Below are 26,381 nucleotides of genomic sequence, written 5' to 3' on the forward strand. Positions count from 1 at the left end.
GGACTACCCCGAGCGTTACGCCGGAACGATGTTCACCAGCTTCGGGGCCCGCACGATGACCTTGCGGATCCCGGCACCGTCGAGCGCGGCGACGACCTTCTCGTCGGCCAGCGCCGCCTTCTCCAGCTCCTCCTCGGAGATGGACGGCGGCACCTCCAGGCGGGCCTTGACCTTGCCCTTGATCTGCACGACGCAGGTCACGGTCTCGTCGACGACGTACCGCGGGTCGGCGACCGGGAAGTCCTGGTGGACGACGGAGTCGGTGTGGCCCAGGCGGCGCCACAGCTCCTCGGCGACGTGCGGGGCCAGCGGCGCGACCAGCAGCACCAGCGGGTCCGCGACCGAGCGGGGCACGGCCCCGCCCGCCTTGGTCAGGTGGTTGTTCAGCTCGGTGATCTTGGCGATGGCGGTGTTGAAGCGCAGGCCCTCCAGGTCCTGGCGCACGCCGTCGATCGCCTTGTGCAGGGCACGCAGCGTCTCCTCGTCGGGCTCGGCGTCGGTGACGGTGACCTCACCGTCGGCCTCGTCGACGATGTTGCGCCACAGCCGCTGGAGCAGCCGGAACTGGCCGACCACCGCGCGCGTGTCCCACGGCCGGGAGACGTCCAGCGGGCCCATCGCCATCTCGTACAGGCGCAGCGTGTCGGCGCCGTACTCGGCGCAGATCTCGTCCGGAGTGACCGCGTTCTTCAGGGACTTGCCCATCTTGCCCAGCAGCCGGGAGACCTTCTCGCCCTGGTAGTAGTACGCGCCGTCGCGCTCCTCCACCTCGGCGGCCGGCACGGCGATGCCCCGGCTGTCGCGGTAGACGTAGGCCTGGATCATGCCTTGGTTGAACAGCTTGTGGAACGGCTCCGCGGAGGAGACGTGACCCAGGTCGTACAGGACCTTCGACCAGAAGCGGGCGTACAGCAGGTGCAGCACGGCGTGCTCGGCGCCGCCGACGTACAGGTCGACGCCGCCGTGCGGCGTGCCCTCGCGCGGGCCCATCCAGTACTGCTCGATCTCGGGGTCGACCAGCTGGTGATCGTTGTGCGGGTCCAGGTAGCGCAGCTCGTACCAGCAGGAACCGGCCCAGTTGGGCATGGTGTTGGTCTCGCGCCGGTACTTCTTCGGTCCGTCGCCCAGGTCCAGGGTGACGTTGACCCATTCCTCGTTGCGCGACAGCGGCGTCTCGGGCTGGGTGTCGGCGTCGTCCGGGTCGAAGGTGCGCGGGCTGTAGTCCTCGACCTCGGGCAGCTCCAGCGGCAGCATCGACTCGGGCAGGGCGTGCGCGATGCCGTCCTCGTCGTAGACGATCGGGAAGGGCTCGCCCCAGTAGCGCTGGCGGCTGAACAGCCAGTCGCGCAGTCGGAAGTTGACGGTGCCCTCGCCGGTGCCCTTGCGCTCCAGCCACTCGGTGACGCGTGCCTTGGCGTCGACGACGTCCAGGCCGTCCAGCGAGACCTCGTCGTTCGACGAGTTGATGATCTTCGCGTCGTACGACGCGAAGGCGTTCTCCCAGGTCGAGGTGTCGGTGCCGCGGCCGTCGGTCGGCTCGACGATGCAGTGGATCGGCAGCTCGAAGGCGCGCGCGAACTCGAAGTCGCGCTGGTCGCCCGCCGGGACGGCCATGATCGCGCCGGTGCCGTAGCCCATCAGGACGTAGTCGGCGATGAAGACGGGGACCTTCTGGCCGTTGACCGGGTTGGTGGCGTACGCGCCGATGAAGACGCCGGTCTTGTCCTTGGCCTCGGCCTGGCGCTCGACGTCGGACTTGGCGGCGGCCTGCGCGCGGTACGCGGCGACGGCCTCGGCCGGGGTCGCGTGGCCGCCGGTCCACACCTGGTGGGTGCCCTCGGGCCAGGCGGCCGGGGTGAACTTCTCGACCAGCGGGTGCTCGGGGGCCAGCACCATGTAGGTCGCGCCGAACAGCGTGTCCGGGCGCGTGGTGAAGACCGTGATGTTCTCGCCGTCGATCGGGAAGTCGACCCGGGCGCCCTCGGACCGGCCGATCCAGTTGCGCTGCTGGAGCTTGATGGCCTCGGGCCAGTCCAGCTCCTCCAGGTCCTCCAGCAGCCGGTCGGCGTAGGCGGTGATCCGCATGTTCCACTGGCGCAGCTTGGCCTTGAAGACCGGGTAGTTGCCGCGCTCGGAGCGGCCGTCGGCGGTGACCTCCTCGTTGGCCAGCACGGTGCCCAGGCCGGGGCACCAGTTGACGGGCGCGTCCGAGGCGTAGGCCAGGCGGAACTCGCCCAGGACGTCGGCGCGCTCCGCGGCGGTCAGCCGGTCCCAGGAGCGCCCGCCGGGCACCGCGCGCTCACCGGACTCGAACTGGGCGATCAGCTGGGCGATCGGGCGGGCCTTCCTGGCCTCGTCGTCGTACCAGGAGTTGAAGATCTGCAGGAAGATCCACTGGGTCCACTTGTAGTAGTCCGGGTCGATCGTGGCGAACGACCGGCGCTTGTCGTGGCCCAGGCCCAGCCGGCGCAGCTGGGACTTCATGTTCTCCATGTTGGCCTCGGTGGACACGCGCGGGTGCGTGCCGGTCTGCACGGCGTACTGCTCGGCGGGCAGACCGAAGGCGTCGAAGCCCAGGGTGTGCAGCACGTTGTGGCCGGTCATCCGCTGGAAGCGGGCGTATACATCGGTGGCGATGTATCCCAGGGGGTGGCCGACGTGCAGGCCCGCACCGGAGGGGTACGGGAACATGTCCATGATGAACTTCTTGGGCCGTGCGACCACCTCGAGGTCGCCGGCCAGGTCACCCTTGGGGTTCGGCGCCGCGTACGTGCCGTCGGCGTCCCAGAAGTCCTGCCAGCGTGCCTCGATCTCGGCCGCCAGGGCTGCCGTGTAGCGGTGCGGCGCGGCCTCCGCCGACACGGCACCGGCGGCAGCGGCGGCAGCGGGGTTCGTCTCGCTCATGATCCTCAAAGCTCCATCGATCGTCTCTGCCTGCGGCTGTGACATTCAAAGAAACGAAAAATCCCCTCACACAGGAGGGGACGCCGCGCCGATGCCGACCACCCGGCTCTCGCCGCCGGTCGGGACTGATCAGCGCGGCCCGCTAAGCAGAAGGCGTACGGCACGCATGGCGTTAGGGTACCGCAGGCTCTGAGCAAGCCGCGACGCGCTTGCGTATGCATAGGTGACAACGACAGCCACTGGACCAAGGTCAAGGATTACTTCGCGTAACACCCACTAAGGGACATCACAACGGCCGGATAGTCCTTTGATAACAACGCAATAACTCAAACCTCGTACTGATCGGTATGGCGCCATTTACAGTTCGGCAGCGGGACCGCTTTCCCGAACCGCTCGGAGTTGCCCCCATGAACCCTCGTGTTAGTACCAGCTCGCTCCCCAAACCAGGCCGGTCGGCCTACGGGGTGGCGACGGCTGTCGTCCTGCTGCTCATACCCGTCGTGGTGCTCTTCGGAGGGCACTGGTTGCAGGACTTCCTGAACTTCGGCGCGGGCGTCCTGTCGCTCGTGAGCCTCACCTCCTCGGTGATCTGGGGTCTGGTGACCCAGGACCGGATCTTCCTGAACACCCGCCAGCGGATCGTCTCCCAGGCCATCCACCGGGTGCTCGCCATCGCCTCGATCGCGTTCCTCCTGGTGCACGTCACCATCAAGCTGGCGCTGGCGCACACCGTCCTGATCGCCGCCCTGATCCCCTTCGGCACGGGCGTGACGGGCAGCGCCGGGCTGATCGGCCTCGGTTCCCTGGCCGGCCTGCTCATGATCTTCGTGGGCATCACCGGCGCGCTGCGCAACCAGTTCGCCGCCCCCGCGCCGGTCGCGGCACGCTGGCGCGCCATGCACATGCTGGCCTACCCGGCCCTGTGCGCGGCACTGATCCACGGCCTGTTCGCGGGACGCGCGGCGAAGCCGTTCTTCATGATCTCCTACGAGCTGTGCCTGCTCGGCATCATGGCGGCCCTGGCCCTGCGCGCCGCGCCGCGCTCCTTCAAGCGCAAGGTCGCCGACCGGCTCATCGGGATCCTGGGCTCCGCGGAGCGTCCGGAACTCGACGACCTGGACGCCAGCCGGGCCAGGGTGTCGGAGACGGGCCCCCTCGGGTCGGGCTCGGCCACGCTGCCGGGCTACGAGAAGCAGGCGGCGTCCAGGGACACCGGCGCCTTCCCCCGCGCGGGAGCCGCCTCGGGGTCGCTGTACGACACTCCGGCGCGCCCGATGGCCCCGGAGCCCGCGTCCGGCTTCGCGGCCGCCTACCGGGCGGTCTCGACGCCCGGACAGCCCCAGCAGCCCTTCGCTGCCGGTCAGACCGCGCGCATGGACCTGCCGATGGACATGCAGGCGACGGAGGCGTTCCCGCGCGTGGACAACGCGTCCAGCACCTCGGGCAGCTGGCCGGTCCCGTCCCCGCCGCCGGTCGGCGAGGCGCCCCCGTCGGCGTACGACCCGCTCGCGGACACCGGGTACAACAACATCCCGACTTACAACAATTCGGGCGCCGGCGGGTACGGCGGAAGTGATGTGTACGACACCGGTGAGACGAACGCCCGCTACGGCACGTACAACTCGAACAACACGTACAACAGCGGTCCCGCCAACGAACCAGCACCCGGTGCGTCCTTCGACTCGCCGGGATCGGGCGAACCTTGGAACACGCCTTCCGGAGGCTATAGGTGAACGAGGCCCTGCCCGACGTACCAGAAGTCCGCGTGGTCGGGCTTCCTCAGCTCACGTCGGGTTTCGACCTTGTCGAAAGGCTCGATCTGCCCATGCACCTCAAGGTGCATGGGCCGCTCGAGCCGTTGGGCGGCGAGCAGCTCGCGCAGCTCTCCGAAGCCATCAATCTCAAGGGCCGCGGCGGCGCGGGCTTCCCCTTCCACAAGAAGCTGCGCTCGGTCGCCGAATCGGCGATCAAGCGCGGCGTCCGGCCGGTCGTCGTCGTCAACGGCAGCGAGGACGAACCGGCCTGCCGCAAGGACACGGTGCTCATCAACCGTGCCCCGCACCTGATCCTGGACGGCGCCCTGCTGTGCGCGGAGGCACTGGGCGCCCGCACGCTGGTGATCGGGGTCACCCGTGAGTCCACCCAGCGCTCCATGGAGGCCGCGCTCGACGAACGCGGCCTGAACAACGGCCGCCGCTCGGCGCTGAAGGCGTTCGTGCAGCGCAACCCGATCCGCATGGTCACCGGCGCCGCCGCGTCGCTGATCCGCTCCATCGACGGCGGCCCGGCGATCCCGCCCGGCCGCAAGACCAGCGCCTCGCAGAACGGTGTCGGCGGCGCGCCCACGCTGCTGTCGAACGCCGAGACGTTCGCCCAGCTGGCGATAGCCGCCCGCATCGGCCCGGAGCGCTACGGCAACACCGGCCTGTACGACGAGCCGGGCACCGTCATGCTCACGGTCTCCGGCGCGGTCGCCCGCCCCATGGTGATCGAGGTCCCCACCGGCGTGCCGCTGCGCTACGTCCTTCAGCTGGCCGGCGCCCCGCCGGTCCCGCAGGGCGTGCTGACCGGCGGCTACCACGGCAAGTGGATCGACGCGGCGACGGTCAACGAGGCGATCGTCTCCCGCAACTCCCTGGACGCGGTGGGCGGCGCCCTCGGCGCCGGCGCGATCCTGCCGATCAGTCAGGACACCTGCCCGCTGGGCGAGTCGCTGCGGGTGGCCCAGTGGCTGGCGGAGGAGAGCGCGGGACAGTGCGGTCCCTGCTACCTCGGCCTGCCGGCCGCCGCGCGCGGCATGGAGGACATCCTCAACGGCGGCGGCCCGGCCGCCCTCGAGGCACTCAAGCAGGTCGCCAAGAACGTCAAGCGGCGCGGGGCGTGCTCGCACCCGGACGGCTCCGCGATGTTCCTGGAGTCGACGATCAAGGCGTTCACCGACGACCTGGCGGCGCACGTCCTCGGAAACGGCTGCGGACGGCCCGTGGAGGGCGTTCTGCCGCTCTTCGAGGACGGCAAGATGCCCACGGGCATCCCGGGCGGCGGAGAGCCCGAGGACAACAGCGCCGGCAGCCGTCAGAAGATCTTCGTCGACTGGACGCTCTGCCGGGGCCACGGGCTGTGCGCGGACATCCTCCCGGAGGTCTTCGAACTCGGCGCGGACGGCTTCCCGACGGTGGCGCAGGCGAAGGTGCCGCGTTACGCCGAGGCCAAGGCTCTACGCGCGGTGCGCCGCTGCCCGGCGCTCGCCCTGCGCATCGAGGAGGACACCCGCGGCCAGGCCCCGGCCCGCAACCTGCCGGTCCTCTCCCAGGGCCGCGGACGCCGCGCCCTGGGCCGCTGAGCAGACGTACGGCGGGCCACCCGGATCCACGGGTGGCCCGCCGTCGGCGTTCCGTAGGGCAACGCTCTGCCGCAATACGGCAAACACCGAAGGCGGACCACTCGATCGAGTGATCCGCCTTCGACTTCTGTGGAGCTAAGGAGAATTGAACTCCTGACCTCCTGCATGCCATGCAGGCGCTCTACCAACTGAGCTATAGCCCCATGTTTCGTTCCGCTCGGTTTCCCTGGCGGCGACGCCAACATTACACGGTCGAAGGGGTGCAGCACCAAATCGTTTCCGTTCTGGGTCGGTACGGGCGCTAATGTCGGCCTTCGTGACTGTGCTCGCGTCCGCCGGAACCCGCCGTCGTGTCCCGACCGCCCTGGGGGCGTGCCTGTTGTCCTTCACGGCGTTCTGGATCGCGCAGCGGGCCGCCCACGTGTCGATGATCGACCTGATCGTGTACCGCGCGGAGGGGGCGGCCGTCCGCGCGGGCGGCGACCTGTACGCGCTGCGGGTGACCGCCGCGCATCTGCCCACCACCTACCCGCCGTTCGCGGCCCTGCTCTTCACGCCGCTGACGTTCCTGGACACCGGGCTCCTGCGCACGCTGGCCACGGCCGGGAACCTGGCGCTGCTGGTGGTGTTCGTACGGCTGTCGCTGCGACTCGTGGGCCACGCGCGCGTGGAGGCGGTCTGGTGGGTCGCGGCGGGAGCCGTGTGGTGCGAGCCGGTGTGGACGACGCTGCGCTACGGGCAGGTCAATCTGCTGCTCGCCGTGCTGGTGCTGTGGGACCTGTCACGCCGCCCCGGGGACCGCTGGGCGGGGGCTGGCGTGGGGCTGGCCACGGCGGTGAAGCTGACGCCCGCGCTGTTCGCGGTGTTCCTGCTGGCAGCCGGTGCCGTGGCACGGCTCAGGGGCGGCCGCGGAGGGCCCTGGCTGCGGCACGCGCGCGGGGCGGCCGCGGTGTTCGCCGGCGCCACACTGCTGGCGGCGGCCGTCCTGCCGGGCGACTCGTGGCGGTTCTGGACCCGCATGGTGTTCCGCACGAGCCGGGTCGGCCACGCCGAGGAGACCGCGAACCAGGCTCTGCGCGGCGTTCTGGCCCGGCTTCTGCACACGCCCGCCCCGGGAGCCGTCTGGATCGCCACGGCGGCCCTGGTGGCCCTGCTGGGGCTGGCGGCGGCGGTCTCGGCGGAACTGAGCGGCCGGCGCGCGTGGGCGGTGGCCGCGTGCGCGGTGACCGCGCTGCTGATCAGCCCCGTGTCGTGGTCGCACCACTGGGTGTGGTGCGTGCCACTCGGGCTGCTGCTGTGGACGCACGGACACCGCGCGGGCGCGACGGCCGTCGCGCTGGTCTTCTGCTCGTACGCGCTGTGGTGGGTGCCGCACGGGCCGGAGCGGCCCGAACTGCACCAGGGGGGTCCGCAGTTCACGCTGTCGGCCCTCTACGCGGGGGCCGGTCTGGTCTTCCTGGTGTTCACCGGACATCGTTGCCGGGGCCCGGCGGGAGTCAGGCCGTGACGAACGAGTAGAACCGCTTGAGGGTGCAGTGCTCCTCGAGGAGCCGGCCGTAGATCGGCTCACCCTCGAGTTCGCGGTACGTCTCGATCGGGTCGCCTTTTATGATCAGCGCCCGCGCGCATTCCTCGCACCAGTACTGGTAGTCGGGATTGAGCGGCTCCATGTCACGGACGATGGGGGTACCGCTCCCGCACCAGTCGCACTTCCGCCTGTGTGCACCCATCGATCAGCTCCAGCTGTGGCCGCAGGCCGTGCACACGTAGGAAACCCCGCCGTTGTCGCCGAGGACTTGGGCCACGTGTCCGGAACCGCAGGAAGGGCAGCGAAGCCGGGTGGCCGTGTCCCGTATCACCGCCGCTTCGAGGAGGTGGTCGACCTCCTCGAGGATGCTCGCAGGCATCGCTACTCCTCCCGTCGGGCCGCGCCCCCTTCCGGCCGTTTGATTCTGCCACGGCCGGACCAATACGGTCAGCGACGCCTCAGTACCAGTCCGGACACGGCACCCACCGCGGCCGTGCCGGCCAGCGCCCACGCGCACACTGAAAGCGCCTCCGCAGAGGTATACGCCCGCGGGGCCCCAAGTGACTCAAGACGGTTCAGGAACAGTGTGCCGAACGCCGCGACACCGATCAGCTGGCCGAGCTGCGCGACCGTCGCCAGCAGTCCGCTGGCGTCCGCCGCGTCCTCGGGCCGCACGGTGGCCAGCGCCCTCGTCAGGGTCGGGCTGAAACCCAGCGCGAGCCCCGCGCCCGCGCCGGCGTACGCGACGTAGAGCAGGGGTCCGCCGTCGCCACCGCCATGGAACGCCAGTCCGGCACCGGCGACGGACAGCGCCAGGAGCGAGAATCCGGCCGGGATCAGCAAGCGCTGCCAGGAGGCGGGCCACTTCCGCCAGGTCAGCCCGACCAGGCCGAAGACGACCGCGGTCGGCGCGAAGGTGAGGCCCGCCCGCAGCGCGCTGTAGCCGAGGCCGCCCTGGACGTGCAGGGTGCCCGCGAACAGGAAGCCGCCGTTGACCGCCATGACGGCCAGGATGCGGAAGACGGACAGCCCCATGCCGGGGTGGCGCAGCACCCGGGGCGCGATCAGCGGGGCGCCGCCGCGCCGGGCGAGCCCGGTCTCGTACCGGCGGAACAGCCCGAACAGCACCGCGGCCACGGCCAGCGACAGCCAGGACCACAGCGGCCAGTCCTCCTCCTGCCCTAGCACCAGCGGCACCGTCAGCAGCGAGACGGCCCCGCCGAGCAGCACCAGACCGGGCAGGTCGAACCCGCGCTCCGCCTCCGGGCCGGTGCCGCCCCGCGGCAGGACCCGCCTGCCCACGGCGAGGAGGACGACGCCCACGGGGACGTTGACGAGGAACACCGGCCGCCAGCCGGTGCCGAAGAGATCGGCGCTCACCAGCACTCCGCCGACGATCTGCCCGGCCGCCGCGCCGACGGCGATGACCGCCGAGTACGCGCCGAGGGCCCGCACCCTGGCCTCGCCGGTGAAGGTGCGCTGGATCAGGCTCAGCACCTGCGGGATCATCACCGCCGAGCCCGCGCCCTGCACCAGCCGGAAGACGATCAGCTCGGTGGCCCCCCGCGCCAGGCCGCAGGCGAGCGACGCGGCGGTGAAGAGGGCGAGCCCCGCGAGGTGGGCCCGGCCGTGCCCCAGCCGGTCCCCGAGGCGCGCGCCGGTGATGAGGAGCACCGAGTACGTGATGGCGTACCCGGCGATCACCAGCTGGAGGTCGGCGCCCGACGCCTTGAGTTCGGAGCCGATGGTGGGCGCGGCGACGTTGACGATGAACACGTCGAGCAGGGCCATGAACTGGGCCGCGAGCACGACCGCGAGCAGCGACCGGGGCCGGTTGTCGGTGCCGGGCGCTTTACTGGTCGCAGGATCTGGCAGCGGGCTCACGGGCGCGCGGCCCGGTCCCGTCCGGGGTGTTGGGGTCATGCCGTCGAGCCTGGCGAGGCCGCGGTACGGGTGCCGAGTGCCCGCCGATGCTGGTACCGACAGCACCTGGCAGCGGACATGTCGGGCACCGACGATGGGGGACGTGACGATGACGGGGACGACACAGCGCCGCCGGCCCGAGCTGGCCGCCTTCCTGCGCAGCCGACGCGCCCGGGTGACCCCGGCCGACGTGGGGATGCCGCCCGGCCTGCGCCGCCGTACGCCGGGGCTGCGCCGCGAGGAGGTCGCCCAGCTCTCGGGCGTGGGCGTCACCTGGTACACCTGGCTGGAGCAGGGGCGCCGGATCAACGCCTCCCCGCAGGTGCTGGACGCGGTGGCCCGGACGTTACGGCTGGACCAGCCGGAGCGGGAGCATCTGTACCGGCTGGCGGAGGTGCCCTTCGACCCGGGGCCGGAGCAGCCGGTGCAGACGGTCGGACCGGAGATCCAGGCCCTCATCGACGCCCTCGATCCGCTTCCGGCGACGGTCTACAACTCGCGGTACGACGTCCTCGCCACCAACCCGCCCTACCGCGACCTCTTCGTCGTGCCGGACTCGCTCGGGCCGGCCGTGCCGAACGTGCTGTGGGCGCTGTGCGTCCTGCCCGAGGAGGTCTGCCCCGTGGTCCAGCGCGAGCGCGAGCTGCCGACGATGGTGGCGACGCTGCGTTCCTCGTACGGCAGGCACGTGGGGGAACCGGCGTGGGAGGACTTCGTACGCGCGCTGTCGGCGGCCAGCCCGCGCTTCGCCGAGCTGTGGGCGAACGGCGAGGTGATACAGCCGGGGCGACGGGTGAAGACGTTCCGTCACGAGGCGGTGGGCGAGGTGAGGATGACGTCGCTGTCGCTGTCGATCGACGGGATGCCGGAGTGCCGGATCGTGACGTACACCCCGGAGAGCGAGGAGGAGCGGACGAAACTCGCTCTGCTCAGGGAGCACAGAAGATCCCGCCCCTCGCGGGACGGGATCTTCGAACTGTGGAGCTAAGGAGAATTGAACTCCTGACCTCCTGCATGCCATGCAGGCGCTCTACCAACTGAGCTATAGCCCCTTGTTCTCGCTCCCGCTCGGCGGGGCGAACAAGAAGAACTCTAGCCTGTGACCTGCCAGAAAGTGAAATCCGCGCTCGGCCGTCGCTCAGTCGTCGTCACCGAGGACGGGTTCCGGCAGGGTGCCCGCGTTGTGCTCCAGCAGCCGCCAGCCGCGCAGGCCCTCGCCGAGGACGGACCAGCAGCAGTTGGAGAGGCCGCCCAGCCCCTCCCAGTGGTGCGCCTCCAGGCCGAGCAGGCGGCCTATGGTCGTGCGGATGGTGCCGCCGTGGCTGACCACCACGAGGGTGCCGTCCTCGGGCAGTTTCTCGGCGTGCCTCAGCACGACGGGGGCGGCACGGTCGGCGACCTCGGTCTCCAGTTCGCCGCCGCCGCGCCGGACCGGTTCGCCGCGCTTCCACGCCGCGTACTCCTCGCCGTACCGGGCGATGATCTCCTCGTGCGTGAGTCCCTGCCACACGCCCGCGTAGGTCTCGCGCAGGGCCTCGTCGCGCGTGATCTCCAGGCCGGTGAGGGCGGCGAGCTCGGCGGCGGTGAGCGCGGCCCGCCTCAGGTCCGAGGAGACGATCGCGTCGGGCTTCAGGGAGGCGAGCAGCCGCGCCGCGCGCCGGGCCTGACCGACGCCGTCCTCGGTGAGCTCCACGTCCGTGGTGCCCTGGAAGCGGCGCTCCACGTTCCAGGCGGTCTGGCCGTGCCGCCACAGGATGATGCGGCGACCGCGGCCCCTGCTGCGGTCGGTCACCTCACCGGTGGCGCTCATCGCCACTCCCCGTCCAGCTCCTCGGCGTCCTCGGCGGCCTGGAGCCTGGCGTGCTCCTCGGCCTTGCCACGGGTGGCCTTGGCGTCGGCGGGCAGCTCGATCTCGGGGCAGTCCTTCCACAGCCGCTCCAGCGCGTAGAAGACGCGCTCCTCGCTGTGCTGGACGTGGACGACGATGTCGACGTAGTCGAGCAGGATCCAGCGGGCCTCGCGGTCGCCCTCACGGCGCACCGGCTTGGCGCCGAGTACCTTCTGGAGTCGCTCCTCGATCTCGTCGACGATCGACTTGACCTGGCGGTCGTTGGGCGCGGAGGCCAGCAGGAAGGCGTCCGTGATCGAGAGCACGTCGCTGACGTCGTAGGCGATGACGTCATGGGCGAGCTTGTCGGCGGCCGCCTGGGCGGCGGTGTTGATGAGCTCGAGAGAACGGTCGGTGGCGGTCACTACTTGGCTTTCCGTCGGCGGTCACTTGACCTCAAGGGTCTCATGAGCCGCCGGGGCACCCCACGTGATTACCGGCTCACGTGGGGCGCGGCCGACTGGCCGTGGTGCGCGGCGTCCTAGGAGGACGCCGGCTTGTAGTCCTGGCCGAGGATCACCGAGACGTCCGCGTTGGAGCTGACCGTGCCCTTCTTCACCGCGCCGGAGGGCAGGCCCAGGGTCTTGGCGACCTCGGTGGCGTTCTCCTTGTCGGCGGCGTCGGCGTAGATCACCTCGGAGGTGGCCCGGGGGGTGGACGCCGTGCCGGCCTCCAGGAAGGTGAAGCCACCGTTGACGATCACCACGCGTGCCTTCTCGGTGGAGTCCTTGACGCCGGTGGCGTTCTGGACGGAGACCCGGACGGCCGAGCCTGCCTCGGGGCTCTTGGCGGTGCCGCCGAGGATGTCCTTCACCACGCTCTCGCTGGTCTGCGCGCTCAGCGTGCCGTCGGACTGGACCGGCAGGAGCGCGGTCTTGTAGTCGCCGCCCTTGGCGAGGTCGGCGAGCTTGGCGAGGAAGACGCCCAGGTCCTTGTCGGTCAGCGAGGGGTCCAGGATCTGCGCCAGCGTCTGCACGGTGGTCGTCGCCGCGGCCGGGTCGGAGGACATCTTGCGCAGCACGCCCTGCATGACCTGGCCGAACCGCTCCAGTTGGGCGTTCTGGGACTCGCCGGAGGCGCGGTAGGTGGCGTAGGCGACGGCCATCTTGCCGCTGAGGGTCTGGTCCTGGCCCTTGTGGACGAGGGGCGCGCCGCCCTTCTTCTTGGCGGCCGGGTCGGGCACGTCGGCGTTGGTGTCGATGTCGATGTTGCCGACGAGCTCGACGAGGTTCTGGAGGTAGGGGGTGTCGAGGCGCCAGGTGCCCTCGATGTTCGTGCCGAGGGCGGTGTCGAGCTGGTCGAGGGTGCCGGAGGAGCCGTCGTCGCCGACCGACTTGGCGAGGGTCGTGGTGGAGCCGTCGTCCCCCGTCATGGCGAGCGAGTTGGGCAGCAGCACGGTGGTGCCCTGCTTGGTGGTGGTGTTGTCGACGAGCAGCGCCGTGGAGGTGCCCCCCTTGGCGGTGTTGTGCAGGTGGACGACTATCACGTCGCGCTTCTGGGCGCCCGCGGCCGTGGTCGTACCCGACTTCGAGCCGGAGGAGGACAGGCCGGGCAGTTTCCCGGCGTACCAGAGGTAGCCGACGCCGCCGACCGCGACCAGCGCGAGGACGACGACCAGGGCGATGACCCGGCTGCGGGCGCGGCGGCGGGCCTCCTCGCGGCGCTCGGTGCGGTTCTCCGTGAACTTCAGCCAGTCGATGACGTCCTCGGAGTCGCCGTCCGGTTCCTCGACGAAGGCGAACTGCTCCGTGCGGTAGTCCCGTTCGCCACCGGCGGGGGCGTCCGTCTCCTCGGCCTCGGCCTCGGAGGGCCCGGCCTGGTGCGGGATGTAGGCGGTCTGCTCGGCGACCTGGGGCTGCCGGCCGCCGGCCGCGGCCTGCCCGTACGGGTCGTACGCCTGCTGGCCGGTGTCATAGTGGTCGTACGACGGCATGGACTGCTGCGGCATGGACTGCTGCTGTCCGGTCGCGTACGGGTCGTAGCCGTAGCCCTGCTGTGCGTACTGGTCGTAGCCCTGGGGCGGCGTGTGCTGGGCGGGGACCTGCCGGTAGACAGGCTGCCCGTACTCGTCGTAGCCGACCAGCTCGTACTGGTCCTGCCCGTACCCCGGGTCGTATCGGTCGTTCACCGGTGCCCCTCTCGGCTCACTCGCCGCGGTACAGCTCGCGCTTGTCGATGTAGCGCACGACTCCGTCCGGGACCATGTACCAGATGGGGTCGCCCTTGGCGACTCTCGCACGGCAGTCCGTCGAGGAGATGGCGAGCGCGGGAACCTCGACGAGCGTGACGCCGCCCTCCGGAAGTCCGTGGTCGGTCAGGTGGTGGCCGGGGCGGGTGACACCGATGAAGTGTGCCAGGGAGAACAGCTCCTCGCTGTCGCGCCAGGTCAGGAGCTGGGCGAGGGCGTCGGCGCCGGTGATGAAGAAGAGGTCGGAGTCGGGGTTGAGCGCGCGCAGGTCGCGCAGGGTGTCCACGGTGTAGGTGGGGCCGCCGCGGTCGATGTCGATGCGGCTCACCGAGAACTGGGGGTTCTCGGCCGTCGCGATGACCGTCATCAGGTAGCGGTCCTCGGCCGGGGAGACCTTGCGGTGGGACTTCTGCCACGGCTGGCCGGTGGGCACGAACACCACCTCGTCCAGCTGGAACTGCGCGGCGACCTCGCTGGCCGCCACGAGGTGCCCGTGGTGGATCGGGTCGAACGTTCCGCCCATCACTCCCAGGCGGCGCTTGCCCGTGCGCGCGGGGCCGTGGCCCGGCCGGTACTCGGGGGCCATCAGCGCGTCGGCGGACGTGTCGTTCGCCGGACCGGTAGGCATGTCCTGCTCTCCCATGCGTGCAGACCCTACCGGCCCGGCCTGAGGGCCCCGGCCGCCAGATCCCCGGGGGCGGTCCGGCGACTCAGCGGTCGCGGTTGAAGCGGGTGGTGATCCACAGCAGGAGCAGCAGGATGAGGAACGCGCTGCCGCCGGTGACGTAGGGGCTGAGGCTCTCGTGGTTTCCGCCGTGCTCCTCGCCCTCGGCGGCGAGGGTGACCAACTGGGCAGCGGTGCTGTGGAAGCTCATCTCGGCAGACCTATCCGATGGGGGTCCCCCCGCTCGAGCGAAGTCGAGAGTGGGGGAGGGCGGGATGAAGATGTCGGCCCATCGTATGCGGGCGGCCCGGACCCGATCACGCCGACTCCGCCGATGGGGAAGCGGGGGCGGGCGCCGGGGAACTTCGCGGGCCGCTCAGTCGTCCTTCCGTTTGTACCCGCGCAGCAGGAACCAGGCGGTCAGCGCGCAGCCCAGGACCATCACGACCAGTACGATCCGGAGCAGATTCCCCGCACCGTGCTGGGGGGCGGCGCTCGCGGCCTCGGTCAGCCAGGCGGCTGGGGGGATGTGCTCCATGGCGGGACTCCTTCGGCTGTACTGCCCGTCCACGGTATCTCCGCCTAGGCTGGGGCCTGCCTCGGGGGCACATGGGGCACTTCAGACGCATGGGGGAAGACATGTCCGACGACGGCCACGCACACAACGGGCAGGGGAACGGGAGCGTGCCGAGCAGGCAGCGCAGGCGTTTCCCGGGGATCTCCTCCCGTGCGTACGAGCACCCGGCCGACCGCTCGGCCCTGGTGGCCCTGCGGAAGCTGAGCGGTTTCGACACGGTGTTCAAGGCGCTCAGCGGGCTGCTGCCGGAGCGGAGCCTCAGGCTGCTGTTCCTGTCCGACTCGGTGCGCGTCTCGGACCAGCAGTTCGCCCACCTCAACGACATGCTGCGGGACGCCTGCTACATCCTGGACCTGGAGAAGGTCCCGCCGATGTACGTCACCCAGGACCCGCAGCCGAACGCGATGTGCATCGGCCTGGACGAGCCGATCATCGTCGTCAGCACGGGGCTGGTCGAGCTGCTCGACGAGGAGGAGATGCGGGCCGTCGTGGGCCACGAGGTGGGGCACGCGCTGTCCGGCCACTCGGTGTACCGCACGATCCTGCTGTTCCTGACCAACCTCGCCCTGAAGGTCGCGTGGATCCCGCTGGGCAATCTCGCGGTCCTGGCGATCGTGACGGCTCTGCGCGAATGGTTCCGCAAGTCGGAGCTGTCGGCCGACCGGGCCGGCCTCCTCGTGGGCCAGGACCTGCGGGCCTCGATGCGCGGCCTGATGAAGATAGCCGGCGGCAACCACCTGCACGAGATGAACGTGGACGCGTTCCTCCAGCAGGCCGAGGAGTACGAGGCCGGGGGCGACCTGCGCGACTCCGTGCTGAAGATCCTCAACGTGCTGCCCCGTTCCCACCCCTTCACCACGGTCCGCGCGGCCGAGCTGAAGAAGTGGGCCGAGTCGCGGGACTTTCAGCGGATCATGGACGGGCACTACCCGCGCAGCGAGGACAAGGACGCCTCGGTCAGCGACTCGTTCCGCGAGTCGGCGACGCACTACGCCGACCACGTGAAGAGCTCCAAGGACCCGCTGATGAAGCTGGTCACCGATCTGGCCGGTGGCGCCGGGGACCTCGGCGGCCGGGTGCGGCGCGGCTTCGACGGCTTCACGAGCCCGCCCCCGCCGAAGGGCGCTCCGCCGCAGGACGCTCCGCCGCGGGACGAGGAGTGACGGCTCACACCTTCGGCTGGGCGCCGGCGGCCAGCGTCCCGCACAGGGCCGTCGCGCTGCCCGTCGCGTAGGGGTCCGTGCCCGCCGGGCCGCCCGCCTTGGCGGTCTGGCCGGCCAGCAGGGGATGCAGGTGGTCGGTGGCGTCCTCGGCGCAGGACAGGGGGCCCGCCTGTACGTAGGAGACGAGCAGCTGGACCTGGTGCGTGCGCAGGTCGTCGCGGTCGAAGCGGAAGGTCAGCTCGCGACGGACGGTGAACAGGGACACCGGGGCCTTGGCTCCGGCGCCGGTCTGCCGTAGCGCGTAGACGAGGGTGTGGTCCGCGGTCACCTCGAGGGTGGCGGAGTCGGTCTCGGCGGCCTGGAGGCTGCCCTGGACGCGGACCCTGCGGTCGGCCAGCTCGGTGCGGGTGGGGTCGAAGCGGACCAGCCATCCGGTCGGGGCGTGCCGGCCGTCGGCGGCGGGGTGTTCGAAACTCTGGTCGAACTGGTCGAGTTGCCCGGGGTCGATGAGGGCCCGGGCGGGCTGGACGTCGCTGCTGTCGAGGACCTCGGGGTAGAGCGAGGAGCGGACGATGTAGTCCTTGGCCGCGGAGAGCGCGGCCACGACCTGGCTGTCCGAGAAGTGCGCGGTGCTCCGGGAAGCGGGCAGCGGTATGCCTTCGGCGCCGACCGCGAACTGGGCGGCGGGGCTGTGCGCGTACAGGTACTCGGCGTCGGCCGACCCGGGCACCTTGCCCTGCGGGGCCAGCGGGATGACGGTCATCCGCAGGGGGTCGACGGTCCGCCGGGCCTGGGCGGAGCCGTAGGGGTGGCGTACACCCATGTAGATGGCGGTGCCGAAGGCGACGGCTATCAGCAGGACGAGGATCAGCACCTGCCGGGACAGCCCACGGTGCAGGGACGGGCGGCGGCGGACGGCCGGCGCGTGGTCCGCCATGCGCTCCTGCGCGGAGTACTCCTGGAGGCGGGCAGCACGGACGAACGACTCGTCGAACACGACGGATCGGTACTCGTCCTCCCCACCACCGGGGCCGCCCTCGGGTGTCCCCTCAGGTGGGTCTCCAGGCCCGCCCATACTTTCAGAGTAGGTCCCGGGAGCCTCAGGTAAACGCCCCGCTGCACGACAACTTCTGACAGGTTCTCACCACGGGCGTCCCGGGTCGCTCACGGGGAGCGCGGGATCGCGGTGGCCGCGGGCTGGGCGGGCTGGGAGAATTCGGCGGACGCGGTGGGGGCCGCTGCGGTGCCCAGTTCCAGGCCGGTGGGGGCGTGTGACGGAACCTGGTCCCGGCTGCCCGAGGAGGCGCCCCGGTAGACCGCGGCGAAGGCCAGCGCGACCATGCCGACGCCCATCACGAGGGCGAGCAGCCAGGCGACGGGGCGGTGCCAGCGGACCTGTTTGCCGTAGGGCCCGGGGGCGCCGTACCGGTCGGCCAGGACGTCGGGGTCGTCGAAGTCGTCCAGGTCCGGATCACGGCTGAGATCGGTGCCGTCGGGGCTGTACCGCTCCTCGTAGCGCTCGCCCCTGGCGTGGGCTCGGCGGGCCTCCGCCTCGGAGGCCTCGGCTCTCGCCTGGGCGGCGGCAAGGAGGCGTTCGACGGCGGTCGGCTCGTGCACCACGGCCGCCTGTACGAAGGCCTCGTCGAAGACCACGGAGGCGAACTCATCGTCCGGCACCCCGTGGTCGTGGTCGTCGTCGGGCTCCCAGCCGTCAGGGAACGGCGTGCCCCCCACGTCCTCCGGCACGGGTCCAGAGTAGTCCTGGGGGGTCAATTTGGGCAGACGGTATGGAAATTCATCCGCCTGATGAGACGTCTCTCACGCGCCCCCGCCGGACAGCGCGGACGGCCGCGGCGACCGGCCGGCGGTCAGCGCCGTACGTGTCCGTCACCGGTGACGATGTACTTGGTGCTGGTCAGCTCGGGCAGGCCCATCGGGCCGCGCGCGTGCAGCTTCTGCGTGGAGATGCCGATCTCGGCGCCGAAGCCGAACTGGCCGCCGTCGGTGAAGCGGGTGGAGGCGTTCACCGCGACCGTGGTCGAGTCGACCAGTTGGGTGAAGCGGCGGGCGGCCTGCTGGGAGGTGGTGACGATGGCCTCGGTGTGGCCGGAGCTCCACAGCCGGATGTGGGCGACGGCCCGGTCGAGGGAGTCCACGACGGCGGCGGCGATGTCGTAGGAGAGGTACTCGGTGTCCCAGTCGTCCGGCGTGGCCTCCACCACGGTGGCCCGGGAGTCCTTGGCGTACGCCAGCACGCGTTCGTCGGCGTGCACGGTGACCCCGGCCTCGGCGAGGGCGTCCAGGGCGCGCGGCAGGAACTCGGGGGCGATGTCCTGGTGGACCAGGAGGGTCTCGGCGGCGTTGCAGACGCTGACCCGCTGGGCCTTGGAGTTGATCAGGATCTCGACCGCCATGTCGATGTCGGCGTCGGCGTCGACGTAGACGTGGCAGTTGCCGGTGCCGGTCTCGATGACGGGGACGGTGGACTCGGCGACGACGGTCTGGATCAGGGAGGCGCCGCCGCGCGGGATCAGCACGTCGACGAGCCCGCGGGCGCGCATCAGCTCGCGCACGCTCTCCCGGCTCTCCCCCGGCACCAGCTGCACGGCGTCGGCAGGCAGCCCGGCGCCGCCGACGGCGTCCCGGATCACCCGGACGAGGGCGGTGTTCGACTCGTAGGCGGAGGCGGAGCCGCGCAGCAGTACGGCGTTGCCGGACTTCAGGCAGAGGGCGGCGGCGTCGACGGTGACGTTCGGCCGGGCCTCGTAAATGATGCCGACCACGCCGAGCGGGACGCGGACCTGGCGCAGGTCGATGCCGTTGGGCAGGGTCGAGCCGCGGACGACCTCGCCGACCGGGTCGGGCAGCTTCGCGACGTCGCGGACGTCGGCGGCGATGGCGCGGACCCGCTCGGGGGTGAGGGTGAGACGGTCGACGATGGCCTCGCTGGTGCCGTTCTCCCGGGCCTTGGCCACGTCCTTGGCGTTGGCCTCGACGATCTCGCTGGTCCGGACCTCCAGGGCGTCCGCGATGGCGAGCAGCGCGTCGTCCTTCACGGCCCGCGGCAGCGGCGCGAGGTCGGCGGCGGCGGCCTTGGCCCGGTAGGCGGCCTGGGTGACCGGGGACATCGAGTCGTACGGCGAGAGCGTGGTCATGAAGGAAGAGTAGTGCTCCCCGGAGCGCCGTTCACGGCCTGTTCCACACCCCGAGATGGGATCAAAACGGGTGAACACCCACGGGAGTCGCCGGCGGCGGTCCGTAGCCCTCGGCGACGCGCTGGTGGTAGGTCTCGCGGTCGATGACCTCCAGGCCGACGATCTCCCAGGGCGGCAGGCCGGCCGTCTGCCGGTGCTCGCCCCACAGGCGCAGGGCCACGGCGGCGGCGTCGTGCAGGTCGCGGGCCTCTTCCCAGTAGCGGATCTCGGCGTGGTCGTTCGCGTACCTGCTGGTCAGCAGGAAGGGGTGGTCGTGGGCCAGCTGCTCCAGGGCGCGCCTGAGGTCCCCCAGGGGGACTTCCTGCCCGGAGACGCTGAGGGTGACGTGCCACAGGCGGGGCAGGTCCCTCGGCTCCTCGTAGGCGTCACCGGCCGCGACGCTCGTCAGAGCACCGCGGGACGCCGCCGCACCGGGGCGCACTCGTCTCACGACGGCCTCCTTCACGCTGTGCCCGTGGGGGGCGTGCGCCTGGAACACGCCCCTCAGCAAAGTTGAGCAGGCCGCAAGGCTCCGTGTGGCGGTTTTACGGAACGTCCCCCACCGGGGTCGGCCGGTACGTCCCGTTTTACGAGTGCAGGACCACCAGGTCGTCCCTGTGTACGACCTCGCGTTCGTACTCCGGGCCGAGTTCCCGCGCCAGTTCCCGGGTCGAGCGCCCGATCAGCCGGGGGATCTCCTTGGCGTCGAAGTTGACGAGCCCGCGGGCCACCGCGCGCCCGGTGCCGTCGCGCAGCTCGACCGGGTCACCGGCGTTGAACTCGCCGTCGACTGCGGCGATCCCGGCGGGCAGCAGCGACTTGCGGCGCTCCACGACGGCGCGTACGGCACCGTCGTCCAGGGTCAGGGACCCCTGCGGGGTGGAGGCGTGCTGGAGCCACAGCAGCCGGTCCGCGGAGCGCTTGCCGGTGGGGTGGAAGTAGGTGCCCGTGTCGCCGCCGCCCAGTGCCTCGGCCGCGTGGATCGCGCTGGTGAGGACGACGGGGATGCCCGCGGCGGCGGCGATCCGGGCGGCCTCCACCTTGGTGACCATGCCGCCGGTGCCGACGCCCGCCTTGCCGGTGCTGCCGATCTCGATGCCGTCGAGGTCGGCGGGGCCCCGTACCTCCGCTATCCGCGAGGTGCCGGGCCGGCCGGGGTCGCCGTCGTACACGCCGTCCACGTCCGACAGCAGGACCAGCAGGTCGGCGTGGACGAGGTGGGCGACGAGGGCGGCGAGCCGGTCGTTGTCGCCGAAGCGGATCTCGTCGGTGGCGACGGTGTCGTTCTCGTTGACGATCGGGAAGGCGCCCATGGCGAGCAGCTTGTCGAGGGTGCGGGAGGCGTTGCGGTGGTGGGCGCGGCGGCTCATGTCGTCGGAGGTGAGCAGCACCTGCCCGACGCGGACGCCGTAGCGGGCGAAGGAGGCGGTGTAGCGGGCCACGAGCAGGCCCTGGCCGACACTGGCGGCGGCCTGCTGGCGGGCGAGGTCCCTGGGGCGGCGGCGCAGCCCCAGCGGGGCCAGGCCGGCGGCGATGGCGCCGGAGGAGACCAGGACGATCTCCCGTTCTCCCCCGCTTCGGCTCTTGGCGAGGACGTCGACGAGCGCGTCGACCCGGTCGGCGTCCAGACCGCCCGAGGCCGTGGTCAGCGACGAGGAGCCCACTTTGACGACGATCCTGCGGGCCTCGCCCACGGCCTGCCTTGCCCTTGCCACTTGCCCTCTGTCCCCTTGCGCGTAGATGCGGCTGCCCTGTCCGGCAATCTACGCGAAGGAGATCGGCCGCCGCCCGTCGATTCCAGCCCCCGGACAGGCGCTGCGTGATCGTTCGCTCACGCCTCGCGTACGGCAAAAAGGTTGCCCTGGTTGCATATAGAAATTAAAGCCTGCACAAACTTAATTTGAATGTTGTGTCACCTACAGTTCGCCGCGTGAAGCGCATACTCCTCCGCTCGGGGAAGAGCCCCTACGACGTCGTCCCGCTGGAGGAAGCCCTCCACAGAGACGTCATCGCCACCAACTCCGGCAACCTGATCTTCAGCGACGCCGCGCACAAGATCCTCGAGACACCCGGTACCGAGGTGGTCTCCAACGGGATGCGCACCGACGTGGCCGCGGCGGCCCGGATCAACGAGGAGTACGACGCCTTCGTCGTCCCGCTCGCCAACGCCTTCCGGCCGTCCTTCGAGGCCGGGCTGAACCGTCTGACCCGGCTCATCAGCCGGCTGCGGATCCCCGTGGTGGTGCTGGGCGTCGGCGCGCAGTCCGGGGTGAGCTACAACCCGGAGCGGCTGAAGCGCCTGGAGCCGGCCGTGCGCGCGTTCTGCGCGGCGGTGCTCGACCGCAGCGCGTCGATCGGGGTGCGGGGCGAGTTCACCGAGCAGTACCTGAAGGACATGGGCTTCGGGGACGTCGAGGTGATCGGCTGTCCGTCGCTGTTCATGTACGGACGCGAGCTCGACGTCCGCAAGCGGACGCCGGAGCTGACGGCCGGGTCGCGGATCGCGATCAACGGCTCGCACAGCGCGGTGCGCAAGCAGGGCCTGGACCGGATCATCACCCGCACCCACGAGCGCTATCCGCACCTGCGCTTCGTCGGCCAGAACCTCAGCGACGCACGGCAGTTGCACTGGCGGGACCTGTCGGACCCGAACGCCGAGGTGACCGCGATACCGACGCACCCGGACCACCCGATGTACCGGGAGGACAAGGTCCGCGTCTACATCGACCCCGCCACCTGGATCGACGACCTGCGTGGCTTCGACTTCTCCTTCGGCTCCCGGATCCACGGCAACATCGCGGCCCTGCTGGCCGGTACGCCCGCGACCGTGCTGTGCGGTGACTCGCGGACGCTGGAGCTGTGCCGTTACTTCGACATCCCGCACCAGCTGCTCGACAAGATCGCGAAGACCCCCGAGGCCGCCGACCCCGCGCGGCTGTACGAGCAGGCCGACTTCGGCGCGCTGGTGGGCGGGCACGCGGAGCGCTTCGAGCGGTTCACCTCGTTCCTGGACAAGAACGGGCTGGAGAACACCTTCACCCACGGCGACGGCGGCGCGGCCTACGAGGAGCGGATGCGGTCGCTGTCGTTCCCGCCGGGCATCCGCCCGTGGAACGACGCGGACATCTCGTCGCTGACCTCGCGGTTCGGCTGGCTCCAGAGCCGGATCACCGAACTCTCCCTGGACAACGCGCAGCTGCGGAAGGAGCTGGCGAGGGCGGGGGCGAAGGCCAAGACCAAGGCCGCCGCCGGCGGCACCGCCAAGGTGGCTCCGGCCGCCCCCGCCACCAGCGTCTACCGCCGCGCCCGGCGCGTGGTGGGCCGCCCCATCAAGCGGGCCCTCCAGGCCGGGCGCCAGTAGCTGCCGGGGGGCCCGGGCCGGGTCAGGCCGCCGCCGTGAAGCCCCCCGTGGGCAGCGAGCGCCGTACCTTGCGCAGGGCACGGCGCAGGAAGGAGTTGGCGGCGGCCTTCCGGTAGCCCTCGAAGGCCCGGGCCTCCCGTTCCTCGGCGAGGTACACCCAGTCGGGTATGCCGGCCTTCTTGGAGCGGAAGTGCGGGTAGACCAGGTAGACCTCGGTGCCCCGCTTCTCCAGGACCGCGGCGGCCTGCCTCTTCGCCCTGACGAACTCCACGACGTCCTTCAGGAGTTCGGGCCGCTGCATGGCCACCAGCTGGAGTCGCAGCCGTTCGTGGACCTTCAGGCGCCGGGCGGCCCCGGGGGTCCAGTAGGCGTCCATCAGCGGTTTGGCCAGCTCCAGCTTGTGCCGCCGCACCTCGTCGCTGTCCTTGAGGTACTTGGGTCCGAACTGCGGCAGCAGGGTGACCAGGAGGGGCCGGATCATCAGCGCGTCGCGCTTGGCGCCCGCCGGGACCATCCGCGCGATCAGGTCCATCAGGGCGCGCGCGGAGTCGAAGCGCAGGGTGTAGCTGCCGGACTTGGTGACGTGCTTGCCGTCGTCGCGGCCGACCAGGTAGTAGCAGGTGTAGTCGGCGACGACCGAGACGCCGTCGGCCCGCAGGTACGCCTCCATCGTGAACAGCGCGTCCTCGCCGGTGAACAGGGACTCGTCGAAGCGCATGCCGTGCCGTTCGAGCAGCTCGCGGCGGAACAGCTTCTGCGCGCTGAGGGTGAACTTGATGTTGGACGAGAAGACGTCGGTGCGGTCGAGGTTCTTGCCCCACATCGACTTCGGCGCCGTCCGGTTGACCCCCTCGACCCGGCCCAGCACCACGTCCGTGCCGTTCTTGTCGGCCGCGGCGACCATGCGCTCCAGGGCCTCGGGGCCGAGCCGGTCGTCGGCGTCCAGGAAGAACACGTACCGCCCCGACGCCCTGCCCAGACCCACGTTGCGCGGGCCGCTGGGGCCGCCGGAGTTCTCCTGCCGGACCACGGTGACCGACATGGCGGCGCGGGCCGCGAACTCCTCCAGGTACTCCCCCGAACCGTCCGTCGAGCCGTCGTCCACCGCGATGACCTCGATGCGTGTCGGGTCGATGGTCTGCGCCTCCACGGACGCCAGGCACTCGACCAGGTACGGCATCGCCTCGTACGCCCCGATGATCACAGTCACATCAGGCTGCGTCACGACGGTCACATTTCCCCCTCTTTCACACTTTCCCCATAGTCAATGAGCGTTTCCCCCGAATCGCATCATTCGCAGTCTGTTAGACGGGTTACCAGGGGAAGCGGTTGCTCCCACGGCCTGGATCCGTGGCGTACGTCACACAGGCCGGCGACAGACGACGATTCGGGGCGGGCGGCACCGGACAGTACGCAGAGCCGGTAAGAGCAGCTCAGAGGGTGCGGTAAGAGGCGAACAAGAGAACGGCCCCCGAGGAGTGGATCCTCGGGGGCCGTCCGGAGAGAGCGGGGTCAGCCGGCGGTCACGCCGTCCGTCTCACCGGTGGACGACATCCGCTGACCGGGCAGGGCGTTCGTCAGCTCGGCCGCCTCGGCGGGGTCGACGTTGGCACCGGTCACCCGGGACTCCTGCCCGACGTTGCGGGCCTCGGACTTCAGGGCGAGGTCGGCCACCGCGGTGTTGAACTGGTCGATGGACTTCGGCTCGTCCGGACCGAGCAGGTACTGCTTGAGCTCGGTGCGCTCGGCGGCCAGCGGGTCGGCGGCCGGGTCGCGCACGGCGTCCAGCAGCCCGCCCAGCTCGGCCGCGCTGTTGGAGAGGATCACGGCGGCGCGCACCGCGGTGTTCTGCCGCTTGAACTCCTCCACGCCCAGCTCGCCCGAGTCCGTCACCGCGTACGGCTTGCCGCTGGCGATGAAGTCGGAGACCACGCTGGAGATGTCGGAGACCATCGCGTCGGAGACGTTGAAGCAGTCGTACAGGCGCGGCTCGGCGCCCGTGACGACCCGGTGCTCCCAGGTGGGGAAGGAGCGCCAGTGGGCGTCGTTCCACTCGGCGCGCAGCCGGGCGACCTCCTCGTGCCGCTTGACGTCGGTCACGCCGTCGCGGGTGGCCTCGGCCTCGTCGCCCTTCTCGCCGCCCGCGCCGGACAACTCGGCGAGGCGGGCCTCGATCCGGGCGAGCTCGGCCCTGGCACGGTCCTGGACGGCGCTGTCGACGGTGAAGCGCGCGTCGGCGGCGCGCTCGACGGCGGCCTTCTCGACCAGGGCGGTGATCCGCCGGTGCGCGGCGCCGGCTTCCTTGCTGACCGTGCCGGTGAAGGGGTGCGGCTTGTACAGGACGCGGACCGGCGGGTCGGCCTTCACCAGCTTGCTCACGATGTTCTCACCGGCCAGCACGATGGAGGTGTTGCCGGGGTTGCCGTCCCAGCCCTCCCAGGTGGGGGCGTACAGAACGGTCGGGATGCGGGCCTCGGGCACGCCCTGCCAGGTCTGGATCGGCGCCAGCTGCGGGCGGCCGACCTCGACGATGTCGTCGTCGCGGACGCCGACGTCGGCGATGGCGTAGCGGTCGCGGCCCGCCCGGCCGGCGGTCCACACCTCGTCGTACACCTTGCTGAACGGGTTGACGCTGGCCAGCTTGTCGCTGTCGCCGTGGCCGATGAAGACGTGCTTCATGGTGGGGACGCGCAGCAGGTGGATGTTCTTGCCGACGTTCGCCGCGTAGAGCGCGACGCGCACCGTGGTCAGGTCCATGTTCATCAGGTGCACCCCTCCGGGCACGCAGATGACGGGGACCGTGGTGGGCGCCAGGTTGTTCAGGATGACCCGCTCGCGCAGGATGATCAGCGGCCGGGTGTCCAGCTGCTCCATGGTCTCCAGCCACATGTTGACCTGGTACGCGGAGTCCTTGGAGCCGGAGAAGTACAGCACCGTCTCGGGCTTGTAGACGGCCAGCCAGTCGTCGACGGCGGCCAGCACCTGCTCGGCCTTCGGCGGGATCTTGCTGCCGCGCACGTACGGCATCAGCGCCAGCACGTACAGGCAGCCCAGGCCGACGGTGAGGCCGATGCCGGCGAAGCCGGCGACGGCCGTGTCCATGACCCCGGAGACCAGCAGACCGGCGACGGCCGCGAGGTCGAGGTGCAGCATCTTCTCCGCGGAGCGGTGCAGCAGGCGGCGCGGCGGGGCGTCCGGGATGCGGACGCGGGACTTGAGGTCGACGTTGCGGGTGGCGACCGGCATCCGGCGGCGGTTGCGGATCAGGGTGACCAGGGCGCCGTGCGGGGCCTGGAGGCCGTAGAAGGCGATGAAACAGGCGATGGCACTGTAGAAGATCAGGTTGTCCGACAGGGACAGCCGGGCCAGCAGCAGGACCAGCAGCAGCTGCCGGATCAGGAAGCGGATCGACAGACCGGCCCGCACCTTGCTGAGGCGGTTGATCAGATAGCTGCCCTTGCGGTGCAGATAGTGGTCCGCCAGATACGTCACGGCGGCCGCGGCCGCGAAGGCGGGAACGCTCGGGACGAGCGCGGCCAGCATGAGCGCCGGGAAGCCCAGGATCATGAGGGCCGCCGCGGCCAGCTCGGCCGCGCTGCCCACCCGGGCGACGCGAATAGCGGTGGATATCAACTGAGAAACCTGCTC

23 protein-coding genes and 2 tRNA genes are annotated in these 26,381 nt (G+C 70.9%); 6 read left to right on the top strand and 19 right to left on the bottom strand.

Annotated elements, in window-relative coordinates; all coding sequences use genetic code 11:
* Window positions 1–15 precede the first annotated feature (15 nt).
* A complete protein-coding gene (gene leuS, locus ACFY01_RS14240; protein ID WP_390736001.1) occupies window positions 16–2,904 on the bottom strand; it encodes a leucine--tRNA ligase in 2,889 nt (962 codons plus the stop codon).
* 407 nt (window positions 2,905–3,311) lie between these two features.
* Here leuS and ACFY01_RS14245 point away from each other — a divergent pair, with 407 nt between their 5' ends.
* Window positions 3,312–4,637: a cytochrome b/b6 domain-containing protein gene (locus ACFY01_RS14245; RefSeq protein WP_390736002.1), complete on the top strand. Its 1,326-nt coding sequence runs from the start codon at window positions 3,312–3,314 to the stop codon at window positions 4,635–4,637.
* The gene (locus tag ACFY01_RS14250; RefSeq protein WP_390736003.1) at window positions 4,634–6,247 is read left to right on the top strand and encodes an NADH-ubiquinone oxidoreductase-F iron-sulfur binding region domain-containing protein; all 1,614 of its coding nucleotides are present in this window, start codon (window positions 4,634–4,636) and stop codon (window positions 6,245–6,247) included. Before ACFY01_RS14245 ends, ACFY01_RS14250 begins: the two co-directional genes overlap by 4 nt.
* A 130-nt stretch (window positions 6,248–6,377) precedes the next feature.
* On the opposite strand, the gene ACFY01_RS14255 is transcribed toward ACFY01_RS14250, so the two are convergent.
* A tRNA-Ala gene (locus ACFY01_RS14255) sits at window positions 6,378–6,450 on the bottom strand.
* Between the two features lie 113 nt (window positions 6,451–6,563).
* Here ACFY01_RS14255 and ACFY01_RS14260 point away from each other — a divergent pair.
* Window positions 6,564–7,754, top strand: coding sequence for a glycosyltransferase 87 family protein (locus tag ACFY01_RS14260; protein ID WP_390736004.1), 1,191 nt, complete (start codon window positions 6,564–6,566; stop codon window positions 7,752–7,754).
* Here the strand turns inward: ACFY01_RS14260 and ACFY01_RS14265 are convergent.
* The 3 genes from ACFY01_RS14265 to ACFY01_RS14275 form a co-directional block, all read right to left on the bottom strand.
* Entirely contained in the window at window positions 7,744–7,977 is a 234-nt protein-coding gene (locus tag ACFY01_RS14265; RefSeq protein ID WP_019523121.1) for a hypothetical protein, read from the bottom strand. The genes ACFY01_RS14260 and ACFY01_RS14265 overlap by 11 nt on opposite strands.
* A 3-nt stretch (window positions 7,978–7,980) precedes the next feature.
* A complete protein-coding gene (locus ACFY01_RS14270) occupies window positions 7,981–8,154 on the bottom strand; it encodes a hypothetical protein (protein ID WP_361797146.1) in 174 nt (57 codons plus the stop codon).
* 68 nt (window positions 8,155–8,222) lie between these two features.
* Window positions 8,223–9,698, bottom strand: coding sequence for an MFS transporter (locus tag ACFY01_RS14275; RefSeq protein WP_390736005.1), 1,476 nt, complete (start codon window positions 9,696–9,698; stop codon window positions 8,223–8,225).
* 109 nt (window positions 9,699–9,807) lie between these two features.
* Between ACFY01_RS14275 and ACFY01_RS14280 the strand changes: the two genes are divergently transcribed.
* Complete coding sequence (locus tag ACFY01_RS14280) at window positions 9,808–10,686, top strand: helix-turn-helix transcriptional regulator (protein ID WP_390736006.1); 879 nt, start codon at window positions 9,808–9,810, stop codon at window positions 10,684–10,686.
* On the opposite strand, the gene ACFY01_RS14285 is transcribed toward ACFY01_RS14280, so the two are convergent.
* From ACFY01_RS14285 to ACFY01_RS14315, 7 genes are all read right to left on the bottom strand, one after another.
* Window positions 10,678–10,750, bottom strand: a tRNA-Ala gene (locus tag ACFY01_RS14285). The two genes, ACFY01_RS14280 and ACFY01_RS14285, sit on opposite strands and share 9 nt — an antisense overlap.
* A gap of 86 nt (window positions 10,751–10,836) precedes the next feature.
* On the bottom strand, window positions 10,837–11,508 hold the full coding sequence (locus ACFY01_RS14290) for a histidine phosphatase family protein (protein WP_390736007.1): 672 nt from the start codon (window positions 11,506–11,508) through the stop codon (window positions 10,837–10,839).
* Window positions 11,505–11,951, bottom strand: coding sequence for a ribosome silencing factor (gene rsfS, locus ACFY01_RS14295; protein ID WP_390736008.1), 447 nt, complete (start codon window positions 11,949–11,951; stop codon window positions 11,505–11,507). Before rsfS ends, ACFY01_RS14290 begins: the two co-directional genes overlap by 4 nt.
* Window positions 11,952–12,067: 116 nt before the next feature.
* Window positions 12,068–13,714 carry an LCP family protein gene (locus ACFY01_RS14300; protein ID WP_390736009.1) on the bottom strand — a complete coding sequence of 549 codons (1,647 nt, stop codon included), beginning with the start codon at window positions 13,712–13,714 and terminating at the stop codon, window positions 12,068–12,070.
* A gap of 16 nt (window positions 13,715–13,730) precedes the next feature.
* Window positions 13,731–14,417, bottom strand: a complete 687-nt coding sequence (nadD, locus tag ACFY01_RS14305) for a nicotinate-nucleotide adenylyltransferase (RefSeq protein WP_390736010.1) — start codon at window positions 14,415–14,417, stop codon at window positions 13,731–13,733.
* A 67-nt stretch (window positions 14,418–14,484) separates the two neighbouring features.
* Entirely contained in the window at window positions 14,485–14,649 is a 165-nt protein-coding gene (locus tag ACFY01_RS14310; protein ID WP_165955429.1) for a hypothetical protein, read from the bottom strand.
* A gap of 165 nt (window positions 14,650–14,814) precedes the next feature.
* Window positions 14,815–14,976 carry a hypothetical protein gene (locus tag ACFY01_RS14315; RefSeq protein WP_390736011.1) on the bottom strand — a complete coding sequence of 54 codons (162 nt, stop codon included), beginning with the start codon at window positions 14,974–14,976 and terminating at the stop codon, window positions 14,815–14,817.
* Between the two features lie 101 nt (window positions 14,977–15,077).
* On the opposite strand from ACFY01_RS14315, the gene ACFY01_RS14320 reads away from it, so the two are divergent.
* Window positions 15,078–16,178 carry a M48 family metallopeptidase gene (locus ACFY01_RS14320; RefSeq protein ID WP_390736012.1) on the top strand — a complete coding sequence of 367 codons (1,101 nt, stop codon included), beginning with the start codon at window positions 15,078–15,080 and terminating at the stop codon, window positions 16,176–16,178.
* Window positions 16,179–16,182: 4 nt separating this feature from the next.
* Here the strand turns inward: ACFY01_RS14320 and ACFY01_RS14325 are convergent, their stop codons facing one another.
* The 5 genes from ACFY01_RS14325 to proB form a co-directional block, all read right to left on the bottom strand.
* Entirely contained in the window at window positions 16,183–17,253 is a 1,071-nt protein-coding gene (locus ACFY01_RS14325) for a hypothetical protein (RefSeq protein WP_390736013.1), read from the bottom strand.
* An 89-nt stretch (window positions 17,254–17,342) separates the two neighbouring features.
* Window positions 17,343–17,951, bottom strand: coding sequence for a hypothetical protein (locus ACFY01_RS14330; protein ID WP_390736014.1), 609 nt, complete (start codon window positions 17,949–17,951; stop codon window positions 17,343–17,345).
* A 95-nt stretch (window positions 17,952–18,046) separates the two neighbouring features.
* Window positions 18,047–19,333, bottom strand: coding sequence for a glutamate-5-semialdehyde dehydrogenase (locus ACFY01_RS14335; RefSeq protein ID WP_390736015.1), 1,287 nt, complete (start codon window positions 19,331–19,333; stop codon window positions 18,047–18,049).
* A 61-nt stretch (window positions 19,334–19,394) separates the two neighbouring features.
* Window positions 19,395–19,823 carry a hypothetical protein gene (locus ACFY01_RS14340; protein WP_390736016.1) on the bottom strand — a complete coding sequence of 143 codons (429 nt, stop codon included), beginning with the start codon at window positions 19,821–19,823 and terminating at the stop codon, window positions 19,395–19,397.
* Window positions 19,824–19,959: 136 nt separating this feature from the next.
* Window positions 19,960–21,066: a glutamate 5-kinase gene (gene proB / locus ACFY01_RS14345; protein ID WP_390736222.1), complete on the bottom strand. Its 1,107-nt coding sequence runs from the start codon at window positions 21,064–21,066 to the stop codon at window positions 19,960–19,962.
* Window positions 21,067–21,302: 236 nt separating this feature from the next.
* On the opposite strand from proB, the gene ACFY01_RS14350 reads away from it, so the two are divergent.
* Window positions 21,303–22,733, top strand: a complete 1,431-nt coding sequence (locus ACFY01_RS14350; RefSeq protein WP_390736017.1) for a polysaccharide pyruvyl transferase family protein — start codon at window positions 21,303–21,305, stop codon at window positions 22,731–22,733.
* Window positions 22,734–22,755: 22 nt separating this feature from the next.
* Here ACFY01_RS14350 and ACFY01_RS14355 read toward each other — a convergent pair whose 3' ends face one another.
* On the bottom strand, window positions 22,756–23,958 hold the full coding sequence (locus tag ACFY01_RS14355) for a glycosyltransferase family 2 protein (protein WP_390736018.1): 1,203 nt from the start codon (window positions 23,956–23,958) through the stop codon (window positions 22,756–22,758).
* A 287-nt stretch (window positions 23,959–24,245) separates the two neighbouring features.
* Window positions 24,246–26,366, bottom strand: coding sequence for a hypothetical protein (locus tag ACFY01_RS14360; RefSeq protein ID WP_390736019.1), 2,121 nt, complete (start codon window positions 26,364–26,366; stop codon window positions 24,246–24,248).
* Window positions 26,367–26,381 lie beyond the last annotated feature (15 nt).

The sequence above is a fragment of the Streptomyces sp. NPDC001480 genome (genome assembly GCF_042894725.1).
Lineage (GTDB): Bacteria > Actinomycetota > Actinomycetes > Streptomycetales > Streptomycetaceae > Streptomyces.